Annotated in this window: 16 protein-coding genes; 9 read left to right on the top strand and 7 right to left on the bottom strand. The window is 53.5% G+C overall.

The genetic code is table 11. The features are described from left to right. Positions 1-19 precede the first annotated feature (19 nt). From EVJ29_RS06435 to EVJ29_RS06425, 3 genes are all read right to left on the bottom strand, one after another. A complete protein-coding gene (locus EVJ29_RS06435) occupies positions 20-1,159 on the bottom strand; it encodes a zinc-dependent alcohol dehydrogenase (protein ID WP_131489930.1) in 1,140 nt (379 codons plus the stop codon). A 106-nt stretch (positions 1,160-1,265) separates the two neighbouring features. Next, positions 1,266-2,123: a metallophosphoesterase gene (locus EVJ29_RS06430; protein ID WP_131504824.1), complete on the bottom strand. Its 858-nt coding sequence runs from the start codon at positions 2,121-2,123 to the stop codon at positions 1,266-1,268. A 98-nt stretch (positions 2,124-2,221) separates the two neighbouring features. Then, a complete protein-coding gene (locus tag EVJ29_RS06425) occupies positions 2,222-2,635 on the bottom strand; it encodes an organic hydroperoxide resistance protein (protein ID WP_083273990.1) in 414 nt (137 codons plus the stop codon). 117 nt (positions 2,636-2,752) lie between these two features. Between EVJ29_RS06425 and EVJ29_RS06420 the strand changes: the two genes are divergently transcribed. Then, complete coding sequence (locus EVJ29_RS06420) at positions 2,753-3,199, top strand: MarR family winged helix-turn-helix transcriptional regulator (protein WP_070327775.1); 447 nt, start codon at positions 2,753-2,755, stop codon at positions 3,197-3,199. 21 nt (positions 3,200-3,220) lie between these two features. Beyond that, a complete protein-coding gene (locus tag EVJ29_RS06415; protein WP_131504823.1) occupies positions 3,221-4,141 on the top strand; it encodes a CAP domain-containing protein in 921 nt (306 codons plus the stop codon). 43 nt (positions 4,142-4,184) lie between these two features. On the opposite strand, the gene EVJ29_RS06410 is transcribed toward EVJ29_RS06415, so the two are convergent. Continuing rightward, positions 4,185-4,661, bottom strand: coding sequence for a glutathione peroxidase (locus EVJ29_RS06410; RefSeq protein WP_070327773.1), 477 nt, complete (start codon positions 4,659-4,661; stop codon positions 4,185-4,187). Between the two features lie 159 nt (positions 4,662-4,820). Between EVJ29_RS06410 and EVJ29_RS06405 the strand changes: the two genes are divergently transcribed. Then, positions 4,821-5,339 (top strand): VanZ family protein, encoded by a 519-nt coding sequence (locus EVJ29_RS06405; protein WP_131465557.1) that lies wholly within the window; start codon positions 4,821-4,823, stop codon positions 5,337-5,339. A gap of 294 nt (positions 5,340-5,633) precedes the next feature. Beyond that, positions 5,634-6,947, top strand: coding sequence for a murein hydrolase activator EnvC family protein (locus EVJ29_RS06400; RefSeq protein WP_131504822.1), 1,314 nt, complete (start codon positions 5,634-5,636; stop codon positions 6,945-6,947). A gap of 33 nt (positions 6,948-6,980) precedes the next feature. Here EVJ29_RS06400 and EVJ29_RS06395 read toward each other — a convergent pair whose 3' ends face one another. From EVJ29_RS06395 to EVJ29_RS06385, 3 genes are all read right to left on the bottom strand, one after another. Then, the gene (locus tag EVJ29_RS06395; protein ID WP_233589617.1) at positions 6,981-7,178 is read right to left on the bottom strand and encodes a hypothetical protein; all 198 of its coding nucleotides are present in this window, start codon (positions 7,176-7,178) and stop codon (positions 6,981-6,983) included. 42 nt (positions 7,179-7,220) lie between these two features. Continuing rightward, entirely contained in the window at positions 7,221-8,060 is an 840-nt protein-coding gene (locus tag EVJ29_RS06390) for a GNAT family N-acetyltransferase (protein WP_236633425.1), read from the bottom strand. Positions 8,061-8,141: 81 nt separating this feature from the next. Next, positions 8,142-9,356 (bottom strand): dicarboxylate/amino acid:cation symporter, encoded by a 1,215-nt coding sequence (locus EVJ29_RS06385; RefSeq protein WP_070327768.1) that lies wholly within the window; start codon positions 9,354-9,356, stop codon positions 8,142-8,144. 210 nt (positions 9,357-9,566) lie between these two features. On the opposite strand from EVJ29_RS06385, the gene zapA reads away from it, so the two are divergent. The 5 genes from zapA to EVJ29_RS06360 all read left to right on the top strand — a co-directional run bounded on the left by zapA (position 9,567) and on the right by EVJ29_RS06360 (position 14,891). Further along, positions 9,567-9,788: a cell division protein ZapA gene (gene zapA / locus EVJ29_RS06380; protein ID WP_070327767.1), complete on the top strand. Its 222-nt coding sequence runs from the start codon at positions 9,567-9,569 to the stop codon at positions 9,786-9,788. Positions 9,789-9,796: 8 nt separating this feature from the next. Next, positions 9,797-10,333 carry a CvpA family protein gene (locus tag EVJ29_RS06375; RefSeq protein WP_070327766.1) on the top strand — a complete coding sequence of 179 codons (537 nt, stop codon included), beginning with the start codon at positions 9,797-9,799 and terminating at the stop codon, positions 10,331-10,333. Positions 10,334-10,402: 69 nt separating this feature from the next. Continuing rightward, a complete protein-coding gene (polX, locus tag EVJ29_RS06370; RefSeq protein ID WP_131504820.1) occupies positions 10,403-12,112 on the top strand; it encodes a DNA polymerase/3'-5' exonuclease PolX in 1,710 nt (569 codons plus the stop codon). Then, entirely contained in the window at positions 12,113-14,467 is a 2,355-nt protein-coding gene (locus EVJ29_RS06365; RefSeq protein ID WP_131504819.1) for an endonuclease MutS2, read from the top strand. Between the two features lie 7 nt (positions 14,468-14,474). Then, positions 14,475-14,891: a DUF350 domain-containing protein gene (locus EVJ29_RS06360; protein ID WP_083273989.1), complete on the top strand. Its 417-nt coding sequence runs from the start codon at positions 14,475-14,477 to the stop codon at positions 14,889-14,891. Positions 14,892-14,949: the final 58 nt, after the last annotated feature.

Here is a 14,949-nt window from a genome sequence, read left to right as displayed (position 1 = left end):
GAGTCGGGGACCGCTTTTGTTATGGTTTCAGCACGACTTTGACGCAGTCGTCGAGGTGGTCATTGAATATCTTGTAGGCGTCAGCGGCTTGTTCGAGCGGCAGGCGGTGGGTGATGATGTCGGTCGGGTCGAACTTCTTGTCGACGATCATCTGGAACAGCTCAGGCATGTAGTGGATGACCGGAGCTTGACCAGTCTTAAGCGTGACGTTGCGCGTGAAGAAGTCACCCATCGGAAACTGGTTATAGTTCATCGGGTAGACACCGGTCAATTGGACCGTACCGAACTTGCGGACAGCTTCTTTGGCGACTTTGATGGCGCTGAGCGTTCCGCCTTGGATCATCAGCTTTTGCTCGACTTTCTCGATCGGGGTTTTCTTCCCGTCGATGCCGACACAGTCGACGACGATATCGGCGCCGCCACCCGTGATTTCCCGGATGTATTTGCCGGTCTCGACCGGGTCTTTCAACAAAACGGTTTCGACGTTGTTTGAGAGTTTGGCTCGGTTCAATCGATAGATTTCCGGGTCGACAGCGATGACGCGTTTTGCGCCGCGCACCCAGGCGAGTTTTTGTGTCATCAAGCCGACAGGGCCCGACCCGAGAACGACGACCGTGTCACCGGCCTTCATCCCAGCGTTGTCCAAGCTCCACCATGCGGTCGGGATGACGTCGGAGAGGAACAACAGTGCCTCATCCTCGAGCTCGCACGACTCTGGGATGACGAGCGGCATGAAGTTACCATACGGTACTTTCAAATATTCGGCCTGACCACCCGGGTGGTTCCCGAACTGTTCAGTGTAACCGAACAGTCCGCCCGCATCTGTGTGCGGGGCGTGGTTCGAGTTGTCACACTGGCTCTCCATTTCATTCTCACAATAGAAGCAATGGCCGCAAGAGACGTTGAACGGTAAGACGACGCGATCGCCTTTTTTCACTTTGGTCACGTCTGGTCCGATGTCTTCGACGATACCCATCGGTTCGTGTCCGATGATAAACCCGTGCCGGGCCGGCATGTTGCCTTGGTAAATGTGAAGGTCAGACCCACAGATGGCCGTCGACGTGATCTTGACAATGATCTCTTCTCGGTTCTCGATTTCCGGGTCCGACACATCTTTCACTTCGATGTTTTTCGTCCCTTGATAAGTAACAGCACGCATACGTTGGTTACCTCCTTTTTTGAAAGACAGGTGAACGACGACATGGTTACTGTACCCGTATGGTGCGAGCATGAATCTACCCGCGAACGGGAATAGAAAAAAGGACTCACAAAGGAGTCCCAGTGCCCGCGATGTCGATGACGACGATCTCGGGTGGATTGAAGATACGCGGTACGCTGACTGTGTAGTTGAAGCCGCGGCCGATGATATGGGTGAACGAATCGTGTTCATACAGGCCGCCCGCATATTTTGGGAAGAAGCCTTGGTCAGGCGCGTAAAGCCCGTTCAATAGATAAGGGATACGGACCTGGCCGCCATGGGCGTGGCCCGACAAGACGAGGTCGAACGGAAGCTCGGCGTACGTCTCGACTTGTTCCGCCCGGTGGGACAAGAGCAGGCTGAACGTGTCGTCCGTTTCGACGTCGTCAAGTGCGGTCAAGACGTCTTGCTCCCAGTTCCCGTATATGTTTTCGGCGTACGTGCGAAGCGGGTCCTCGACGCCGCCGATGATGAGTTCGACTCCGTTAACGGTCACGGCCTCGGCTTCGTTCTCGAGCACGATCACACCAAACGAACGAAACACGTCTTTGACGTCGTGCCGGACGAAATCACTTGATTCATCAATTTCATGGTTGCCGGTGACGAAATACATCGGGGCGATTCCTTGTAGCCCTTCGATTAGTTCGAAAGCGGCGTCTGGCGAGCGGTATCGATCGAGCAAATCACCGGGAAGCGCGATCAGATCAGGTTGCTGCTCACGAACTTTTTCAATCAGATTTTTTTGGTCCTCACCATACGAATAGCCGTGCAAATCCGAGAGGAGGATGACGCGTAACGATTGACCAGTTTCGAGCTTATCGGTCGTCAGCTCGTACTCTCTAATCGTCAGCCCGTTGTAAAGGGCGGCGAACAGAAAGACGACCACGATGCCGAACGTGATGTACTTTCGTTTTCCTTTTAGCATCGTGTCGCCTCCTCGGTCGGATGTTTGTCTTTTCATTCTACTCTGTTAATAGGTGTGGACGCAAAAAAAAGCCCACTCATATTTGAGTGGGCAGGGGATTAGGCGACGTTTGTCGTCAATTTGACGTCGACGTTGCCGCGTGTCGCTTTCGAATACGGGCACACTTGGTGCGCTGCTTCGACGAGACGCTCAGCAGTTGCTTGGTCGACACCTTTGATTTCGACTTCGAGCTCGACCGAGATGAAGAAACCTTCGTCGTTCTGGTTAAGTGTGACGTGGCCAGTGACGCTCGTGCCATCTGTCTTGACGCGCTCTTTACCGATGACGAGGTTCAACGCGCTGCCGAAGCAAGCTGCGTATCCGGCTGCGAACAATTGCTCAGGGTTCGTCGACTCTTCTGCTTGTTTCGATCCTGGCATTGCGACGCTCAAGTCGATGACGCCGTCCGTAGATGTGACGCGACCTTCGCGGCCACCGAGAGCTGTTGCTGAAGCTGTGAATAGTGGTTTCATAATTAAATTCCTCCGTTTCGTTTTTAACAATTAAGTTGTGCACAATTTAATTATAGGGCAGTCAAACAGATATTCAAGTGATATGCTTGACCTAAGACTTTAGCCGGAGGAATTTATATGAAAAGTTCGTTAACATTAGAGCATCAGATTTGCTTTCAGCTCTACACCGCCTCAAAAGAATTGACACGTTTGTATCGGCCGATCTTAGAGCCGCTCAAACTCACATACAGCCAGTATTTGGTCATGCTCGTTTTATGGGAAGAAGATCACATCGATTTGAAACAGCTCGGGGAACGGTTGACGCTTGATTCGGGCACGCTGTCACCGCTCATCAAACGGTTGACCCAACTCGGGTACGTGGAGAAAATCCGGGCGACCGATGATGAGCGCCGGGTGTTGGTGTCGCTCACCGCATCGGGTAGCGCACTTCGTGAGCAGGCCGAGGACGTGCCGGTCAAAGTGAGTGGTATGCTAAATATAGACGAAGCGACTTATTTCGCTTATATGGAGATGCTCATCGATATCAAATCGCGTCTGCGTGAATTCGGTGAGCGACAGGGCTAGGTTCTCACGAAAGGAGACGATATGTTTCGTAAACTGTTTATTCTATTGATTGGGATTGGTCTATATACGGCTTGGAACTATGAGGTGCCGAACGTATCGGCGCCGACGAGCGTCCAGGTGAAGTCGACGGAAGTGGTGGAAGAGCGCGTCGCGACCGACGCTCCAAAGTTCGCGAGCCAATATGCCGGTCACGACTGGTATTTGCTCGAGAAAAATGGCGACCGGACGCTTGAGCTCGTCGATGAGGATGGTGCCAAAAAAGGGCAATACCAATTCGAGTCGGGCAGTACGTTCGAAGGGCTCGTCCTTGACCAGACGACACGACAACAAGTCGAGAACATCGGCTTCGACGAAGTGAAGTCTTACGATAAAGGGTTGAAACGTTACTTGATCCCGGACGATCCTTCGTTCTCGGTCTATGCGATGAACGGCAATTACGTCACGATGTTCTTTGACCAACATGACGAAGACAAGCTGAAAGGCATCCTTTCCGTTGAACGGAGCGTCGAGGAGTCGAGCGACGGTTATTATGGAGACGTCTCGGAAGAGAGCATCGTGTCTAACGAGGCGCTCATGCGCATGCTCATGAACTGGGACCGTCAAAAGTTTGGGTTATCCGCACTCGCTGACTATGAGCCGCTGCTTCCGGTCGTCCGGGCGCATAGTGAGAACATGGCGGTGAACAACTTCTTCAGCCACACCGACCCCGAAGGACGCGACCCGTTCGAACGGATGAATGAGGCCGGACTTGCCTACTCGCTCGCCGGGGAGAACTTGGCGATGGGACAGATGAGCGTCTTTCACGCTCACTGGGGACTGATGAACTCGCTCGGTCACCGCGAGAACATCTTAAAGCGAGACTTCACGCACGCCTCGGTCGGTCTTGTCTATAATGAAGACAACAGTCCATTCTATACGATCAACTTCATCACACCACGATAAAAGGATGGTCTACCCTAGAGGGGCGGACCATCCTTTTTAGCGGTCAGAGCAGGCGTTTCACCGCTCGCTCGATCTCGTCCGGTGTCGTCTGCGGTGAGAACCGTTCGATGACGTTGCCTTTCCGGTCGACTAGGAACTTCGTGAAGTTCCATTTGATCGCTTTCGAGCCGAGCAGGCCAGGTGCTTCTTTCGATAAGTATTGGAAGAGCGGGTGGGCGTCTTTGCCGTTGACGTCGACTTTCGAGAACATCGGGAACGTCACGCCGTAGTTCAATTGACAGAACTCGCTGATCTCTTCGTTCGAGCCCGGGTCTTGGTTGCCGAACTGGTTGCACGGGAAGCCAAGAATATGGAAACCTTGACCTTGATAGCGCTCAAATAGCTTTTCAAGGCCGTCTAATTGAGGTGTGAAGCCGCACTTGCTCGCCGTGTTGACGATCAAGAGGACGTCCCCCTCGTATTTGGATAAAGGCTGCAGCTTGCCGCTCATGTCGGCTGCTTCGTACTGATAGATCATCATCTGATTCCCCCTTTTTATGTTCATTATAGCAAGCCGTTCGATTGCGAACGACTTTGAACCGGTTGTCCGCAATCAAATTGTCACGAAACGATGAGGTCGCTGTTACAATGAAATCAAACGGAACCCGTATAATGAATCGTTGTAGAGAGGAAAGGTGTTATGTACATATTGAAAAATGAATTTATTTGGATCGCATTGATCCTGATCGGCTTGTTCGTCTCGAGTGCGACGCCGTACTCTGACCAAAGCATCGTCTCGCCGCTCGAACGCTTCGATTGGACGTGGGCCGAACCAGCCCTCTCGAACGTCGACTTCGACTATGCCGGCAGCCCGGTCTCGCTCGAAGACAAAGGAACCGTCGGCTTGATCGAATTTTTAATTCGGAAAGCGGCACACTTCACGGTCTTCTTCGTCTTAGGTGCGTTGTTCGTCAAAGCCGTGTCGCGGACGAGACTGAACGCGTGGCTCGTGTTGTTGTTCGCGTGGGCGCTCGCGAACACGGTCGCCATCTTTGATGAGTTTCATCAGAGTCTGACCCCGGAACGCACCCCGCTCATTCAAGACGTCGTATTAGACAGCTTCGGCGCTTGTTGCGGCGTCCTGCTCTTTGGTGGCTATTATCTGTTCGTGAGAAAACGTAATAAACACCAACGGAGAGGTTATGTATCGGTCAGGTAGATAAAAAATAGTATAGGTCATTATTTGAAAAGCGCTTTCATAAGGCGTTTTTCTTTTTTACTAAATTCATATTTTGTGACAATTTGTGGATTGAGCCCGTTAAATACCCACGTTTTATCGAGGATAAAACCTAAATCAGGTCAATGTAACGCGAATGAAATATAAGTGTAAAATAACTTTAGGTTTAGATTGCTATAATGAGTCACAGGGCGAGACGGATTCTCGCAAAACTATACAGAACTCATTCATCTATTATCCTATAGAAATTCACACGACTCAGCGGAGGTAAGCACATTGATTAACTTGAAGAAACTTGCAGCAACCGTCACTTTAGGCGCTCTTCTAATCAGCGGCACGACACCTGGTTTTGCAGCGTCACTTACAGACAAGCAAAAAAAGGTCCAACAGCAGCAACAAAAGAATAGCACTGAGCAGAGCAAAGCGAACTCTTCGATCCAATCACGCGAACAAGCGATCAGCAAAGAGCAGCAAGAAATCAACAAGCTAGACGCTGAACTCCAAGACGTCATCAACGACGTCGCACAAAAGAAAGCTGAGATTCGTGCTACGCAAGAAAAAATTGCCGCGCTTGAAAAACAAATCAAGCAGTATGAAGCAAAAATGAAAGCACAAGAAGAACTTATGAAAGAGCGCATGGCAACGATGCAAAAGAACGGCGGCGGGTCGATCGACTGGGCCGAGTTCATCTTCGGATCAAAAGACTTCGGTGACTTGCTTACTCGTATGATCACAGCAGGTACGATTCAAGAGAACGACAAGCAAATTTTTGAAGAGTACCAAGCGACGAAAGAAAAGCTTGCGACAGCACAGGCTGAATTGAAAGCCGAGCGCGACGCTCTCGTTAAACAAAAGCAAGAACTTGAAGCACGTAAAGCAGCGCTCGACAAGAAAATGAAAGAGCGGGCGGCTAAAGTCAAGAAGCTCAACGCTGAAAAAATCAAGTTCGAATCGAAATTGATGAGTTTGAAAGAAATGGAATCAACGCTCCAAGCACAAGAAGCTTCAATCAAGGCAGAAATCGAAGCACAACGTCGTGCGGCTGAAGAAGCGAAACGTAAAGCAGCGGCGGAAGCGGCAGCAGCTGCAGCAGCAGCGAAACAACAAAAGCAACAAGGTTCGTCAAGCAAGCCGAGCGCGTCAGCGGCAACGCCTGTAGCGGCGGCACCGGCAAGCGGCGGCATGTTCCAACGTCCTGCTAGCGGTCGTCTTACACAACCTTTTGGACCTGCAAGTGGTGTGAACGGTTATACGTTCCACAACGGTCTTGATATCGCGGCACCGGTCGGCACACCGATCTATGCAGCGCAAACAGGTACGGTCACGACGGCAGGATGGGGCGGCGCCTACGGGAACCACATCATCATCACGCACGTCTTGAACGGACAAGTTTGGACGACGGTCTACGCTCACTTGAGCTCGGTGTCGGTATCGGCTGGCCAACGTGTCTCGCAAGGTCAGAACATCGGCGGCATGGGTAGCACAGGTAACTCGACTGGTTCGCACTTGCACTTCGAGATTCACCGTGGCGGTTACTCGTACTCGTCTTCGAGCGCGGGTAGCACGGTCAACCCAGCTTCATTCTTCTAAACGTATACAAAAAGTGATCGACGAACGCGTCGATCACTTTTTTATTGCCCGATAAGCGATAAACGTCAGCAAGGCGGCCCCGATGACGCTCAGCAAGAGCGTGTCGAGATTCGGGTCGGCAAAGACGCTCATGCCACCGACGATCAGCATGTAGGCAACGATCGAGCCGACGAAGACGGTCGACACGACCGAACGGACTCGTTTCGGGATTTGCTTCCACCAGTTCCTCATAAAAATCGCCTCCACCTATTAGTATAGGGGAGGCGGGATGATTCATCTAGCGAGCCGAATCCACGAAGATTCCATGATCGGCCGGTAGCCGACTTCTTGATAAATCTTGTTTGATGTCGGGTTGGTCAAATCGGTGTAGAGCGTGCAGAACGATTTCGTTTCGAGCAATCGGCGACTGAGAGTAGCGACGAGACTGCGAGCGTATCCGTTTCCGCGTTTCGCAGGAGTCGTGTAAACGAAAGACACCGTGATGCCATTCAACGTCGGGCGGGAGCGCTTTGCGCACGAAACGGGTATGCCGTTGACTTCCCAGATGAAGGCGTCATCGTTATCAATCATTGAAGTGACGACAGCGACCATTCTTTCGTCATGTGATGGTTCGAGTCCCGAGTCTTGTTCAAAGGCACGGTACCACGTCTCTAAAAGAGGCTGGTCGGACTTGGTCGCCTGGCGCATCGACCCGCCGGCCAGAACGATGTCGTTGACGCGGTCTAATCGATAGAGCCCTTGCGACATGAACGTCGACGCTGCTTCATCCGTCCGTTTCTCCCACATGGCACCGAACGTCTCGGCATGTGTCTTTTCGGAGACGACTTCTGTGAACGGGATGTCTAGCTGTAGTAGAGCCGGGATGACAGCCGCGTGGATCGATGTTGCCTGAGACGTGTCGACGACGACGTAATTGAGCGGGTGCGGCGGTGTGACTTGCATGATGGCGAGGAGCTGTCCATCGTCCTCGACCGTCAACTGATGGTAGGTGTCGTATAGGTCTCGCTTAATATTTTCAAGGATGCCGATCATCAAGCTGTTCTCGGCCTCTTTTTTCAACAATTCCGACATGACGCGTTCCGAAAACGCGAACGGGTCGTTCCAAACTTTCACTTCCAAAGTCGACACCCTTTCTGTATATGTATGAAAAACGGGCAAACCGTGAGGCCTGCCCGTTGTCTAGCTCGTAACTCGTTAAGCGATGTCTTCGCGCGCTTTCGCGTCGTCGAGCAAGTTCGTGTTGCGTTTGAAGTAATGGACGATTTTGGCGATGGCGCCGTCACCTGTGACGTTCGTCGCCGTACCGAAGCTGTCTTGCGCCAAGTAGAGCGCGATGACGAGGCTTTGCATCGTCGCATCGAATCCGAGGATCGACCCGAACAATCCGAGTGATGCCATGACGGCCCCACCAGGAACACCTGGCGCCGCAATCATCGTCACGCCGAGGGCGAGGATGAACGGGAGGACGATCGCGTATGACATCGGCATGCCGTTCAAGTACATGAGGGCGACACCGACCGATGTGAGCGTGATCGTCGAGCCTGATAAGTGGATTGTCGCGCAGAGCGGGACGACGAAGTTGGCGACGCCTTCATCGACGTTGTTCAATTTTGCCTGACGAAGCGTGACCGGGATCGTCGCGGCTGACGACTGTGTGCCGATGGCTGTGAAGTAAGCCGGCATCATCGTCTTGAGCAGTTTGAACGGATTCTCTTTATTGAGCCCACCTGCGATTGAATATTGAATCATGAGCATCGTCGCGTGAAGGACGATGATCGTGACGAAGACGAGCGAGAACACCGACAAAATCTCGGCGACTTGACCGGCGTACGTCATGTTCATGAAAATTCCGGCGATGTGGATCGGCAAAAATGGAATGATGACTTTACTAATGAGTAGTTCGATAATATCGCGGAAGTCCATGGCGAGGTCGAGTGAGCGTTTGCTCTCGATCGCGGCGATCCCGATTCCGATGACGAACGCGAGAATGAGCGCCGTCATGACACCGAATACCGGTGGAATCTCAAACTCCATGAAACCTTTCAAGAGTGCTTCTTCTGGGTTTTCAGCTGATGCCGTGCTGCGTGCTAAGATCTGCGGGAACAGGTTGCTCGTCGCGAAGTAGGCGAGTGTACCGGCGACGATCGTCGATACGTAAGCAATCGCGGCCGTCAAGCCGACTAGTTTCCCGGCGCCTTTTCCAAGTTCCCCGATACCTGGAATGATGAAGGCGAGAATGATGAGCGGGATGGCGAAGCCTAAGAATTGTCCGAAGACCGTGTTGAACGTGACGAACGTCCGTACAATCCAGTTCTGGCTTTCTGGTACGATGCTACCGACTAATATCCCGAAAGCGATAGCGATGATGATGCGGCCTAGAAGACCAATCCTTAATTTCAAATAAATCATCCTTTCTAAATGTTTGAATTGTTGCTATTTTCGCACATTTCCCTGCGTGTTGCCAGCCTATCTTCGAATTTTAGTGAAGATTGACGTTTGACAACTTCTGAACAGGGTATCACAAAATGTTAGTGGGAAAAAGGAAGGGGTCTTCTCCTTTTCCTAATATACAAACGATGTTATGATTAATTTGGAACAGACGTAAAGGAGGGGTGACACGTGCAGGTACAACGAACAACGATTCACATTGCGGGGCAAGACTATACGATTGTTAGCGAGGAGTCAGCCGATCATGTGAGGGAAGTGGGCTTTCTCGTCGATAGTAAGATCCGCGAGATTCGTGAACAGTCCCCTCAGCTAGACGCTCGTCAGGCAGCGGTCCTCGCCGCCATCCAAATTGCGAGCGATCACGTCAAAATTAAACGAAATACGGGAGAATAAATCAATCCATGGTTACTCTACTTATACTGTTTTTCTTGTTTATCGGGATCATTAACGGCTTCCGCCGTGGAGCGATCCTCCAGCTCGGCCATTGGGTCGCGCTCATCATCAGTTTCTTTGTCGCCAACGCCTATTACCGGGATCTCGCCGAAGCGTTCAAACTTTGGATCCCATATCCGTCACAACTTGACGGGACGTTACCGGGCGGTGTGCTCGACTTGAACTCACTGTCAGGCATCGAGATGACATTCTATAACGTTTTTTGGTTCGTCATCTTGTTCCTGATCACGAAGCTCGTCTTGCATCTCATCTTGTCGATGCTCGACTTCTTGACGGACTTGCCGATCTTGCGCCAATTGAAAGGCATCATCGGTGCCGTGCTCGGATTCTTCGAGTCATACGTCATCACGTTCTTCATCCTTTGGGTGATTGCGTTCGTCCCGATGGCGGGCGTCCAAAATGCGGTCGACAACTCGTCGCTCGCGACGTTCATCATCCAGGATACGCCATACCTATCTGACTGGTTCTCGAATAAGATGCTGTGACACGACAGGCCGGAATGCAAGCAAGCGCTTGTGTCTCGGTCTTTTCTGTATGAAAAAGGGGGAAATACGATGAATAAAGTTGAGGCGATGATGCTGTTAGAGAAAATCGCGCAATATATGGAGATCAAGGGTGAGAACCCGTTCAAAATCAACGCGTTTCGTAAAGCGGCGACGGCGCTCGAGAACACCGAGCTCGAACTCGACGACATTGATGATTTGACGACGATCTCAGGTATCGGTAAAGGAACGGCAGCTGTACTCGAGGAATGGCGCCAGACGGGACGGAGCGAGGTGCTCGAGTCGCTCCAAGAAGAGATTCCGTACGGCTTGATGAAGCTGCTCAAAATTCAAGGGCTCGGCGGCAAGAAACTGGCTCAGCTAAGAGAGGTCGGCGTCGTCGACCTCGAGTCGCTCATCCGTGTATTGGAAGACGGCACGGCGTCAGAATTGCCGCGTTTCGGCACGAAGAGCGTCGAGAAGTTGCTCGCAGCAGCACGGAACTTGGAATCCCGTCCGGAACGCCTGTCGTACGCGATGATGCGCCCGGTCGTAGAAGAGATCAATACGGTGTTAGAAGGCGAGTCGCTCGTCCTCCGGCATTCGGTAGGGGGCAGTTTCCGCCGGGCCGAGGAGACGTGCAAAGACTTGGACTTCATCATCGCGACCGAGGAGCCTGTCGCTTTGCGCGACAAACTGCTCGCGCTCCCGTTCGTCAATGAAGTCATCGCAGCCGGTGAGACGAAAGTGTCGCTCGTCTTAGAGCGCGAGGAGATGGTGTCGGTCGACTTCCGGATGGTCGATCCCGGTGCTTTCGCGGCGACGCTCCACCACTTCACCGGCTCAAAAGACCATAACGTCCGCATGCGCCAACTCGCGAAAGCTAAGGGTGAGTCGATCTCCGAGTACGGGGTCGAGACCGCGGACGGCCTATGGCAGCCGGAGACGGAAGCGGAGCTGTTCGAACGCTACGGCCTCCCGTTCATCCCGCCGGAGCTACGGGCAGGGAATCTTGAGTTCGAGCACGACATCTCGAAGCTCGTCACGCTCGACGATATCAAGGCCGACGCGCATATGCACACGGTCTGGTCGGACGGGAAGTTGACGGTCGATGAGCTCGTCGCCGCGATGAAAGCGCGAGGTTACGAGTGGATCGCCATCACCGACCACGGCAAGTATATGTCGTTCGTCAATGGGTTGACCGAGGAACGATTAGAAGCGCAAGGGGAAGAGATCCTTGTCGCGGCGAAAAAACACGATATGCACGTCTTGCGCGGTGTCGAGATGGACATCCGCCCAGACGGGACGCTCGACTACGAGCCTGAGTTTTTAGCGACGCTCGACTACGTCGTCGCCTCGATCCATTCAAAGATGGACCAAGGTGTCGACGAGATCATGGCGCGGCTCGAGAACGCCTGCCGTTCGCCTTACGTCAACGTCATCGCCCATCCGACCGGACGCTTGATCGGACGTCGTGACGGCTACCCGATCGACGAGGAGCGCTTGATCGCCCTCGCGAAAGAGACAGGGACAGCGCTCGAACTGAACGCCAACCCGAACCGTCTCGATTTGACCGCCTCGACGCTGAAGAAAGCGAAGGCGGCCGGTGTCAAACTGATGGTAAACACCGACACCCACCACCCTGATATGATGGAAGATATGGCACTCGGCGTCTTGCACGCAAGAAAAGCCTATCTCGAACCGTCAGACATTATTAACTGCCTCACGTTCGAAGAAGCGACAGCGTTCTTCGACGCGAAGCGACAGAAAGGAACATGCTAGATGGATCACGCGTTACGCGTATTAGAATATGAAAAGTTACGTCAACAGCTCGCCGTGCATGCGGCCAGCTCGCTCGGGAAAAACCGGGCGCTCAACATGCAGCCTGACTACTCGTACGACCGGGTACTCGCCAACTTGAACGTCACGCGCGAGGCGACCGAGGTCGTCCGGCTCCGGGACCGTTTGCCGCTCGGCGGTCTCTCAGACGTCCGCGCCGAAGTGAAACGGGCCGCCATCGGCTCGGTGCTCTCGACGAGCGAACTGCTCGCCGTCGCCGCCGTCATGTACAGCGGCCGCCAAGTGAAAAACTTCTTTGAGAAGTTGCACGAGGACAACGAAGACATCCAAATCCCGCGCCTCGACGAATATGCCGAGCGCTTGACGAAGCTGATCGAGGTCGAGCAATCGATCCGTCACGCCATCGACGACCAAGGTACGGTCCAAGATTCGGCGAGCTCGCAACTGCGCGGTCTGCGGACGCAACTCCGCAGTTACGAAGGCAGTGTCCGCTCGCGGATCGACAACATCCTCCGCAACAACGCCAAGATGCTCTCAGACGCGATCGTCACGATCCGGAACGACCGCTTCGTCGTCCCGGTCAAGCAAGAGTATCGCCAAGCGTTCGGCGGGATCGTCCACGACCAGTCGGCGTCAGGGCAGACGCTCTTCATCGAGCCGCAAGCGATCGTCTCGATCAACAACGAGATCCAAGAAGTCCGCTTGAAAGAACGCTCGGAGATCGACCGCATCTTGACCGAACTGTCAAATCTCGTCGGCGGCGTAGCCGATTCCGTCGTGACAAACCTCGACGTCTTGGCCGAACTCGACTTCGTGTTCGCGAAAGTCGCGTACGGTCATCAACTGAAAGCGACGGAACCGAAGTTGAACGACGCCCGCGAGATCAAACTGAAGCAGGCGCGTCATCCGTTCATCCCGCAAGACGAGGTCGTCCCGATCACGGTCGAGCTCGGGGAAGACTTCACGTCGCTCGTCATCACCGGACCTAACACGGGTGGTAAGACGGTCACGCTCAAGACGATCGGGTTACTGCAACTGATGGTCCAGTCAGGTCTCTATGTCCCGGCCGAGTTCGGTACAGAGCTCTCGGTGTTCGACGCCGTCTACGCCGACATCGGTGACGAGCAGTCGATCGAGCAGAGCTTGTCGACGTTCAGCTCGCACATGACGAACATCGTCAGCATGCTCGACAAAGTCGACTTCATGTCGCTCGTCCTATTCGATGAGCTCGGTGCCGGGACCGACCCGCAAGAAGGGGCCGCGCTCGCCATCGCGATTCTTGATGAAGTGAAGCGGCGCGGGGCCCGCGTCGCGGCGACGACCCACTATTCCGAGTTGAAGGCGTATGCCTATAACCGAGAAGGTGTCGTCAACGCCTCGATGGAGTTCGATATCGAGTCGCTCAGCCCGACGTATCGTTTGTTGATCGGTGTGCCGGGACGCTCGAACGCGTTCGAGATCAGCCGACGCCTCGGTCTGTCCGAACAAGTGATCGATAAGGCACGGAGCCACGTCGGCACCGACGCCGAGTCGGTCGAATCGATGATCAACGAGCTCGAGTCGGCGAAACAACGCGCCGAGCAGCTCGAGCAAGAACTGATCGTGAAACGTCACGACTTCGAACAAGAGCAAGCGGCGTTCGAGGCGAAGATGAGTGAATTCGAGACCGAACGCGACACGATGTACGGCGAGGCCGAGGCTCGTGCCGAGAAGGCCGTCGAGAAGGCGAAGCGGGAAGCGAACGAAGTCATCGACCGGTTGAAGAAGCTACGCGCAGAAGGCATCGTCAAAGAGCACGAGATCATCGCCGCGAAGAAACAGCTCGAATCGGCGAAACCGACGCTCCAAGATAAAAAGATCCAAAAAGTGAAACAAAAAGCGCAACAAAAACGTACGTTCAGTAAAGGCGAAGAAGTGAAAGTGACGACGTTCAACCAAAAAGGGTATATCGTGAACCAGATCAACGACAACGAGTACAACGTCCAAGTCGGGATCATGAAAGTGAACGTCAAAGCGGACGACCTTCAAAAAGTCGGACCCTCGAAAGAACAAGGACTCCAGTCGAAAGGTAGCTCACTGAAGCGCCAGAGCTCGACGAAGTCGGAGCTTGATCTTCGCGGTGTTCGGGTCGAAGAGGGACTCTCGCGCCTAGACAAATATATCGACGAGGCGCTCGTGTCCGGATACGACAACGTCCGCATCATCCACGGGCTCGGTACGGGCGCGATGCGACAAGCGACGCAAGAGTATTTGAAAGGACATCGTCACGTGAAGAGTCAGCGCCCGGGTGGTATGGGTGAAGGTGGACTCGGGGTCACGGTCGTCGAATTGAAGTGAGGGACGCATGATGATGGGGAACGTAACGTTTGGCGTGATGCTCGAGTCGCTCGGATTGTACTCGATTGCCGGTCTGATGATCGTCGTCGGGCTCGCCATCTTCGAGATGACGACGCCGTACAGTAACTGGCGCGAGGTTCAAAAAGGGAATATCGCCGTCGCGCTCGCGACCGGGGGCAAGGTCGTCGGCCTGGCCAACATCTTCCGTGTCGTCGAGAGCCATCACGAGCGGATGGTCGACGTGTTGGTCGGAGGGAGCTTCGGCTTCTTCTTACTGCTCGTCACATATTGGTTGTTTGAATTTTTGACGCCGTCGCTCAAAGTGAACGAGGAGATCGGGAAAGGCAACATCGCGGTCGGCTTGCTCGCGTTCATGCTCTCGATCGGGGTCTCGCTCGTCGTCGGCGCGGCGTTGGTGAGGTGAAGACATGGTATACGAACGATTGGCAAAGATCCTCTTTATCGGGGCCGGGCTGTTTTTA

Source organism: Exiguobacterium sp. SH4S7, assembly GCF_004336795.1.
Classification (GTDB): Bacteria; Bacillota; Bacilli; order Exiguobacteriales; family Exiguobacteriaceae; genus Exiguobacterium; species Exiguobacterium aurantiacum_A.
Note: the sequence above shows the minus strand (reverse complement) of the source record. Positions and strands in the feature narration are given on the sequence as shown.

Excerpts from the sequence above, each read along its gene's own strand:
- EVJ29_RS06420 (WP_070327775.1), top strand. The coding sequence starts at position 2,753 with ATGAAAAGTTCGTTAACATTAGAGCATCAGATTTGCTTTCAGCTCTAC.
- EVJ29_RS06435 (WP_131489930.1), bottom strand. The coding sequence starts at position 1,159 with ATGCGTGCTGTTACTTATCAAGGGACGAAAAACATCGAAGTGAAAGAT.
- EVJ29_RS06360 (WP_083273989.1), top strand. The coding sequence starts at position 14,475 with ATGATGATGGGGAACGTAACGTTTGGCGTGATGCTCGAGTCGCTCGGA.
- EVJ29_RS06395 (WP_233589617.1), bottom strand. The coding sequence starts at position 7,178 with ATGAGGAACTGGTGGAAGCAAATCCCGAAACGAGTCCGTTCGGTCGTG.
- polX (WP_131504820.1), top strand. The coding sequence starts at position 10,403 with ATGAATAAAGTTGAGGCGATGATGCTGTTAGAGAAAATCGCGCAATAT.
- EVJ29_RS06410 (WP_070327773.1), bottom strand. The coding sequence starts at position 4,661 with ATGATGATCTATCAGTACGAAGCAGCCGACATGAGCGGCAAGCTGCAG.
- EVJ29_RS06430 (WP_131504824.1), bottom strand. The coding sequence starts at position 2,123 with ATGCTAAAAGGAAAACGAAAGTACATCACGTTCGGCATCGTGGTCGTC.
- EVJ29_RS06415 (WP_131504823.1), top strand. The coding sequence starts at position 3,221 with ATGTTTCGTAAACTGTTTATTCTATTGATTGGGATTGGTCTATATACG.
- EVJ29_RS06405 (WP_131465557.1), top strand. The coding sequence starts at position 4,821 with ATGTACATATTGAAAAATGAATTTATTTGGATCGCATTGATCCTGATC.
- EVJ29_RS06385 (WP_070327768.1), bottom strand. The coding sequence starts at position 9,356 with ATGATTTATTTGAAATTAAGGATTGGTCTTCTAGGCCGCATCATCATC.
- EVJ29_RS06375 (WP_070327766.1), top strand. The coding sequence starts at position 9,797 with ATGGTTACTCTACTTATACTGTTTTTCTTGTTTATCGGGATCATTAAC.
- EVJ29_RS06425 (WP_083273990.1), bottom strand. The coding sequence starts at position 2,635 with ATGAAACCACTATTCACAGCTTCAGCAACAGCTCTCGGTGGCCGCGAA.
- EVJ29_RS06365 (WP_131504819.1), top strand. The coding sequence starts at position 12,113 with ATGGATCACGCGTTACGCGTATTAGAATATGAAAAGTTACGTCAACAG.